Annotated in this window: 5 protein-coding genes, 1 pseudogene and 1 other annotated feature; of the genes and pseudogenes, 5 read left to right on the plus strand and 1 reads right to left on the minus strand. The window is 42.0% G+C overall.

Annotation, left to right across the window (positions count from 1 at the left end; translation table 11 throughout):
* Window positions 1-212: 212 nt before the first annotated feature.
* A complete protein-coding gene (gene trpX / locus STRDD04_RS03870; protein WP_062199503.1) occupies window positions 213-1,220 on the minus strand; it encodes a tryptophan ABC transporter substrate-binding protein in 1,008 nt (335 codons plus the stop codon).
* 124 nt (window positions 1,221-1,344) lie between these two features.
* Window positions 1,345-1,581 (minus strand) — a binding site (T-box leader).
* 172 nt (window positions 1,582-1,753) lie between these two features.
* On the opposite strand from trpX, the gene STRDD04_RS03880 reads away from it, so the two are divergent.
* The 5 genes and pseudogenes from STRDD04_RS03880 to lysS all read left to right on the plus strand — a co-directional run bounded on the left by STRDD04_RS03880 (window position 1,754) and on the right by lysS (window position 7,356).
* Window positions 1,754-3,403, plus strand: coding sequence for an Rqc2 family fibronectin-binding protein (locus STRDD04_RS03880; RefSeq protein WP_062199507.1), 1,650 nt, complete (start codon window positions 1,754-1,756; stop codon window positions 3,401-3,403).
* A 321-nt stretch (window positions 3,404-3,724) separates the two neighbouring features.
* Window positions 3,725-4,567, plus strand: a complete 843-nt coding sequence (locus STRDD04_RS03885; protein ID WP_062199509.1) for a DUF368 domain-containing protein — start codon at window positions 3,725-3,727, stop codon at window positions 4,565-4,567.
* Window positions 4,567-5,042: pseudogene (locus tag STRDD04_RS03890) on the plus strand (aminoacyl-tRNA deacylase). The gene STRDD04_RS03885 and the pseudogene STRDD04_RS03890 overlap by 1 nt, the downstream one beginning before the upstream one ends.
* A gap of 87 nt (window positions 5,043-5,129) precedes the next feature.
* A complete protein-coding gene (locus STRDD04_RS03895) occupies window positions 5,130-5,771 on the plus strand; it encodes a histidine phosphatase family protein (RefSeq protein WP_062199516.1) in 642 nt (213 codons plus the stop codon).
* 94 nt (window positions 5,772-5,865) lie between these two features.
* A complete protein-coding gene (gene lysS, locus STRDD04_RS03900) occupies window positions 5,866-7,356 on the plus strand; it encodes a lysine--tRNA ligase (protein ID WP_062199518.1) in 1,491 nt (496 codons plus the stop codon).
* Window positions 7,357-7,663: the final 307 nt, after the last annotated feature.

The following is a 7,663-nucleotide window of genomic DNA, read 5'->3' on the forward strand; positions in this document are numbered from 1 at the left end:
CGAATACCATATCAAGTTTTTAGATAACTTTCGTTTGGTCTCACATCATTGACAAAGGTACATTTTCTTGTGTAGTATGTGTCTGGATTTTTGAGATTAGAAATTACGAAACCTTTCTCGGAGATCAATAATTGAATTTACTAGCGTTTCAAGCATTGAATAAAATATTAAAAAAGAAGCCCTATCTAAATTAGACAGAACTTCTTTGAGTCTTATTCAATAACTTGGCCAGCATCTTTCAAAACATCTTCTGGTATACTGATACCGAGTTCTTTAGCATTTTTTGTATTTACGACAGATTTACCTGTATCGAAAATATCTACTGCAGTGTCAGCAGGTTTGGCACCTTTAAGGACTTTAGCAGCCATTTTCCCTGTCGCAACACCTAGGTCATACTGGTCTACAACGACAGATGCAAGGCCACCTTCTTCTACCATGGCTGTCGCACTTGGATAAATCGGTTTCTTAGCTTCTTTATTGCTGGACACAACTGTCGCAAAAGCTGACGCAATGGTATTGTCAATTGGAATCCAGATAGCATCAACCTTGCCAGTCATGACATTCATGGTTGAAGCAATTTCATTGGTTGAAGGAACAGAATATTCTTCTACCGTGTAGCCCGCCTCTTCAGCCAATTTTTTGAACTCTTCCACCTGAGTTTTAGAGTTGTCTTCGCTGCTAGAGTAGAGTACACCAATAGTCTTGACATCTGGAGTCAATTTTTTAATCAGCTCTAGCTGTTGCTTAGCTGGATTGTGGTCAGAGACACCAGTGATATTGCTTCCTGGCTTGTCCAGATTTTTCACAAGATTTGCTCCGACTGGATCCGTTACAGCTCCCATAACGATAGGCTTGTCTTTAGTAGCCGCAGCCAATCCTTGTGCAGACGGAGTCGCAATCCCAATCAGCACGTCATTATCATTGGCAACAAGCTGCTTGCTCATGGTAGAGACCTTACTCTGATCGCCCTCAGCATTCATAAAGTCAATCTTAATCTTGTCGCCCTTATAGCCTTCCTCAGCTAGACCGTCCTGAATTCCCTTGTAAATCAAATCAAGGGAAGGGTGGCTAACATACTGGAGGACACCAACCTTGACTGTCTTACTCTCATCGCCGGTATTAGTAGCGTTGCTCTTGCTGCTAAAGCTGGAATAAGCCATCCCACCGATTGCCAAAACAGCCAGAAGGCCTAAGATAGTCATTAAACGTTTATTCTTCATGTTCTTTCTCCATTTCTTTATCTCGTTTTTTCTATTCAATCCCTAGGGACGCCATCGTTTAAACATGGGCAATTCTCCTTATTTTTTATAATAAGCAACAAAAAAACCTCACACAGGTATTCTGTGTGAGGGCGTAAATCGCGGTACCACCTCAATTATGGAAAAATAGCTAGTATTCCCCCATATCTCTGTCTTGTCATCAAACAAGCTGCACTGTAAGGTGTGCCTACCGAATTCTTATTGTTTCAAATTCATATTTATCAATTAGCCCAATTTCGTAAAGATTTGCTGCTCATTTCCACCAACCACAAGCTCGCTAAAAACAAATACATTTACTACTTTTCTAATTTTCTATATTTTAAGTTTTTCCTGAAAGGATGTCAAGACCTTTTTGAAAAATTTTATAAAATGTTCGGATTTGATTTATAGAGGCAGTTATAGGCAAAAATTAAATTGCTTTTTAACGAGACTTTAGAAGCTTTTAGCTTGGTTTTTTGTTATAATTTTCTTTAGCAACTTTCAAGGAGAAAAACATGTCTTTCGACGGATTTTTTTTACACCACATGACAGAGGAGCTCCGCCGCGAATTGCTGGGCGGCCGCATCCAAAAGATTAATCAACCTTTTGAACAGGAGCTGGTTTTACAGATTCGCAGCAATCGCAAAAGTCACAAGCTGCTCCTGTCAGCCCACTCGGTCTTTGGGCGCGTCCAGCTGACAGAGACTACTTTTGAAAATCCAGCTGTTCCCAATACCTTTATCATGGTCATGCGCAAATACCTGCAAGGCGCCGTCATTGAAGCAATCCAGCAGGTGGACAATGACCGAATTTTGGAAATCAGCGTCTCCAATAAGAACGAAATTGGAGATAGCGTGGCTGTGACTCTGGTCATCGAAATCATGGGCAAGCACAGCAATATCATTCTCTTGGATAAAGCTAGCGGTAAGATTATTGAAGCCATCAAACACGTCGGATTTTCTCAGAATAGCTATCGAACTATCCTGCCGGGCTCTACTTATCTCACACCGCCTCAAACAGGCAGTCGCAATCCTTTCACCATCGGTGATGAAAAGCTCTTTGAAATCCTGCAGACAGAGGACTTAGCGCCCAAACGCCTACAGCAAGTTTTTCAGGGATTGGGTCGGGATACCGCTACTGAGCTCGGTGCCCGTCTGACGGCTGACAAGCTCAAAACTTTCCGAGCCTTCTTTGCCAGTCCGACCCAACCAAGCCTGACCGAAAAATCTTTCTCTGCACTGCTATTTTCCGACAGTAAGACCCAAATGTCCACGTTATCCGAGCTTTTAGACACTTTCTATAAGGACAAGGCGGAGCGCGATCGGGTCAACCAGCAGGCTAGCGAGCTTATCCGTCGGGTGGAAAATGAGTTGGAGAAGAACCACAAAAAGCTGGGCAAGCAAGAGGAAGAGCTCTTAGCAACTGAGAATGCAGAAGAATTCCGACAAAAAGGAGAACTTCTAACAACTTTTCTCCACCAGGTGCCAAACGATCAGGATCAGGTGGAGCTGGACAATTACTACACAGGCGAGAAGATTATGATCTCGCTTGACAAGGCCCTAACCCCCAATCAAAATGCCCAGCGCTATTTTAAACGCTACCAGAAGCTCAAGGAAGCTGTCAAACACCTGACCAGCTTGATTGAGGAGACACGGGCTACGATTCTCTATCTAGAGAGCGTTGAAACCGCCCTTGCTCAGGCCAGCTTGACTGAAATTGCGGAAATTCGGGAGGAACTCATCCAGACTGGCTTTATCCGACGACGCCAGAGAGAGAAAATCCAGAAAAGACAGAAACCGGAGAAATATTTGGCAACAGATGGCCAAACCATTATCCTGGTTGGCCGCAACAATTTACAAAATGATGAGCTGACGTTTAAGATAGCCAAGAAAGACGAACTTTGGTTCCACGCCAAGGATATTCCAGGTAGTCATGTGGTCATCACAGGCAATCTTAAGCCCAGCGATGAAGTCAAGACTGACGCTGCCGAGCTAGCGGCCTACTTCTCCAAAGCCAGACTCTCTAATCTGGTCCAAGTAGATATGATTGAGACTAGAAAGCTCAACAAACCAACCGGTGGTAAGCCAGGATTTGTCACCTATACGGGCCAGAAAACCCTGCGCGTCACACCAGACGAAGAGAAGATTAAGAGTATGAAAATGTAAGGGACAAGATGGAAAAAGACAAACCCCCAAAAATTAAGAATTTTTGATTCTCTCATTTCGAAATTTTTCAGTTTAAGCCAAAAAAATTTGACAAATCCAACGACGGTGTTATCATCATTGAAACAAGTCAGGTGGCTTGCGTCTTACAGGGCTCAACTATGAAACTACTGAAGCTGAAATTCTTCCTAACCTCTCAAACTATCTTTTCTTTAGGAGGGAATATTTCATACATTTGTCGTGATTTTCTCCTACTTTTTTCAGAAAATACTCTATTTTATGGTATAATAGCCTAATGAAAAAGTAAAAAAGGGAGAGTTTCACATGGTTTCTTGGATTACAAGAATATTAAAAGGAATGATTATTGCACTTGGCTTTATCTTACCTGGTGTCTCAGGTGGTGTCTTAGCTGCTATTTTAGGGATTTATGAGCGGATGATTCGCTTTTTAGCCCACATTAAAGAAAATTTTGTTGAGAATGTTCTCTACTTCACTCCTGTAGCTATTGGGATGGTTTTAGGGATTGCAGCTTTCTCCTATCCAGTCAATCTCTTACTGGATAATTACAAGGTTATCGTTCTCTGGGGCTTTGCTGGAGCTATTATCGGAACAATTCCTAGTCTGATAAAAGAGTCCGTCAAAGAATCCGACAGAGATCGAGCTGATACTGTTACCTTCTGGCTTAGCTTTATCTTGTCGGGGGTCTTCCTCTATTCACTGAATGGAATGGTGGGAACACTCCCAGCTAACTTCTTATCCTTTGTTTTAGCAGGTGCTCTTATCGCTTTAGGAGTTCTGGTTCCCGGTCTCAGCCCATCAAATCTTCTGCTGATTTTAGGGCTCTACTCACCCATGTTAACAGGCTTCAAGCGTTTGGATATATTTGGTACCTTCCTGCCAATCGGCATCGGTGGCGCTCTGGCTCTGATTCTCTTTTCAAAAGCTATGGATTATATCTTAAAAAATTATCATTCCCGAGTTTACCACTTTATCATCGGAATCGTTTTGTCCAGCACCCTACTAATTGTCATTCCACAAGCAGGAAATAGCGAGAGCATTAGCTATGCTGGCGTATCTGTTTTCACTTTGGTTCTCGCTGCCTTTTTCTTTGGATTAGGAATTTGGCTAGGAATCTGGATGTCCCAGTTAGAAGAGAAATATAAATAATGGCTAAAAAAACGAAACTAAAAAAACATTGGTCGAGCAAATCTTAAATAAAGCAAAAATCAATCACCTAGGCTTGCAAATTAATGCTTTAGATGATAGCCTGACAGAGGAATTTGACCGCTCGCAAATTTATAAAACACTGGCTTTAAACGGAGATAAAACAGGAACAGTCATCGGCATCCTGCCCATCACTGAACATCTTTCGGAAAAGAAATTAGCAAAAATTTCAGGAAATAAAAAAGTCAGTATGATTCCGCAGAAAGATTTAGAAAAAACGACTGGTTACATTCACGGTGCCAATAATCCTGTCGGAATTCGCCAAAAACATCCCTTCCCAATTTTCATTGACCAAACAGCTCTGAGTCGCGAAAGTATTATTGTTTCTGCTGGTGAGGTCGGACGCAGCATTCAGATCAAGGCCCAAGATTTAGCGGATTTTGTTCAAGCAACTTTTGCAGATTTAAAAGAAGATTAATCCTATACTTTTTAATTTGCTGAATCAAACATTTCAGTTTATTATAGATTTATATGTATATGAAATAGAGCGAGGCATTGATTTTATATGAAACTGTATTTTATCAGACATGGAAGAACTGAATGGAATTTAGAAATGCGTTTCCAAGGCGCAAACGGAGACTCCCCTTTGCTGCAAACAGCTATTGACGAACTGCACACACTGGGAAAGCATTTATCCGATACTCATTTTAATAAGATTTACAGCAGTGACCTGCCTAGAGCCCTTCATTCCGCTAAAATCATTCAGCAGGAAAACCATTTTGCACCGGACCTTATTCCCATTTCAGAGCTAAGAGAATGGGGGCTTGGCAAACTGGAAGGCGCGAAAATTGCTGCTACCGAAGCCGCTTATCCTCAGCAGATGTGGGCATTCCGCCACAATTTAGCCCAATTCAACCACAATCTATTTGATGCTGAGTCCGTTTACCAGACCACTCACCGTACCACCTCTTTCATCAAAACGCTGAAAGAAAAGGATTATCAGAAAGTTTTGATCGTCGGTCACGGCGCTAACTTAACTGCCAGCATTCGTACGCTGCTGGGTTATGAAGTCTCCCTTCTCCGTAAGGACGGCGGATTGGCCAATGCTAGCGTCACCATTCTAGAAACAGATGACTTTGACTCTTTTAAATTGATTACTTGGAATAACTTAGATTATTTAGTTGAAGATAAGACTGCGAACCTATAAAAATCGCAGTTTTTTCTATTTTTATAGGTAATTATTGCTGAATTTCCTTCTAGTTTATGATAGAATAGGAAGGAAAGCCCTTAGGAGGAAGAAAATGACTACTGAACATATTGAAGAATTAAATGACCAGCAGATTATTCGTCGTGAAAAAATGGCTGCGCTGGCTGAGCAAGGGATTGACCCTTTCGGAAAACGTTTTGAGCGTACTACGAATTCTGCTCAACTCAAAGAAAAATACAGCGACAAATCCAAAGAAGAATTACATGAATTGAGCCAAACTGCGACTATCGCTGGCCGTCTCATGACCAAACGCGGAAAAGGTAAAGTTGGCTTTGCCCACATCCAAGACCGTGAAGGCCAAATCCAAATTTACGTTCGTAAGGATGAAGTCGGTGAAGAAAACTATGAGATTTTCAAAAAAGCTGACTTGGGTGACTTCATAGGTGTCGAGGGTGAAGTGATGCGGACCGATATGGGCGAGCTTTCTATCAAAGCAACACACATCACTCATTTGTCTAAGGCCCTGCGCCCGCTTCCTGAAAAATTCCACGGTCTGACAGATGTCGAAACTATCTACCGCAAACGTTATTTGGACTTGATTTCCAACCGTGAGAGCTTTGAACGCTTTGTCACTCGCTCCAAAATCATCTCAGAAATCCGCCGCTATCTTGATGGCCAAGGATTCCTCGAAGTTGAAACACCTGTTCTCCACAATGAAGCAGGTGGTGCTGCTGCTCGTCCGTTCATTACTCACCACAATGCTCAAAACATTGACATGGTGCTACGGATTGCGACTGAGCTTCACTTGAAACGTCTCATCGTCGGCGGTATGGAGCGCGTCTATGAGATTGGTCGTATCTTCCGTAACGAAGGTATGGATGCCACTCATAACCCTGAGTTCACTTCTATCGAAGTTTACCAAGCCTATGCAGACTTCCAAGATATCATGGACTTGACAGAAGCCATTATCCAACATGCAGCGATTTCTGTAAATGGCGACGGGCCTGTCAACTATCAGGGCACTGAAATCAAGATTAACGAGCCTTTCAAACGGGTTCACATGGTGGATGCTATCAAGGAAATCACTGGCGTAGACTTCTGGCAAGATATGAGCTTTGAAGAAGCTGCTGCCTTGGCTAAGGAAAAGAAAGTTCCGCTTGAACAGCACTTCACCGACGTAGGTCATGTCATCAATGCTTTCTTTGAAGAATTTGTCGAAGAAACCTTGATTCAACCAACCTTTATCTATGGTCATCCTGTTGCCGTGTCACCTCTGGCTAAGAAAAACCCAGAAGACCCACGCTTCACAGACCGTTTCGAACTCTTCATCATGACCAAAGAATATGCCAACGCCTTCACCGAGTTGAACGATCCAATCGACCAATTATCTCGTTTTGAAGCACAAGCAAAAGCCAAAGAACTGGGTGATGACGAAGCAACTGGTATCGACTATGACTATGTCGAAGCACTGGAATACGGTATGCCACCAACTGGAGGTCTCGGTATTGGTATCGACCGCCTGGTAATGCTGCTAACGGATGTCACTACCATCCGCGATGTATTACTCTTCCCAACGATGAAATAAGCTGAAATTTACACAGATTGTAACAAAGTAAAGAGTCTGGGACAAAAGTCCGAGCTCAAATATAAAAAGCGAACAAAACTAGTTTTCTGGTAATCAGAATTCTGCTTTGTTCGCTTTTCGCATTTAATTATATATTTGAAGGACTTAATAATTAAGATTTTTAAAAATTGAAATCTTTTTGTCCCAGACTCTTTGTTTATTTTACATCCTTGAGTCTACAATATAAGTGCACAATAAAAACTCATAAGATTTTCTAGTAAAATAGAATTGAACCAACTAGTTACGAAAGGAAATCTTATGAGCTATC

The organism is Streptococcus sp. DD04 (genome assembly GCF_001578725.1).
Classification (GTDB): Bacteria; Bacillota; Bacilli; order Lactobacillales; family Streptococcaceae; genus Streptococcus; species Streptococcus sinensis.

What these genes read in the sequence shown, in the direction of transcription:
- trpX (WP_062199503.1), bottom strand. Translation starts at nt 1,220, where the DNA reads ATGAAGAATAAACGTTTAATGACTATCTTAGGCCTTCTGGCTGTTTTG.
- STRDD04_RS03880 (WP_062199507.1), top strand. Translation starts at nt 1,754, where the DNA reads ATGTCTTTCGACGGATTTTTTTTACACCACATGACAGAGGAGCTCCGC.
- STRDD04_RS03885 (WP_062199509.1), top strand. Translation starts at nt 3,725, where the DNA reads ATGGTTTCTTGGATTACAAGAATATTAAAAGGAATGATTATTGCACTT.
- STRDD04_RS03895 (WP_062199516.1), top strand. Translation starts at nt 5,130, where the DNA reads ATGAAACTGTATTTTATCAGACATGGAAGAACTGAATGGAATTTAGAA.
- lysS (WP_062199518.1), top strand. Translation starts at nt 5,866, where the DNA reads ATGACTACTGAACATATTGAAGAATTAAATGACCAGCAGATTATTCGT.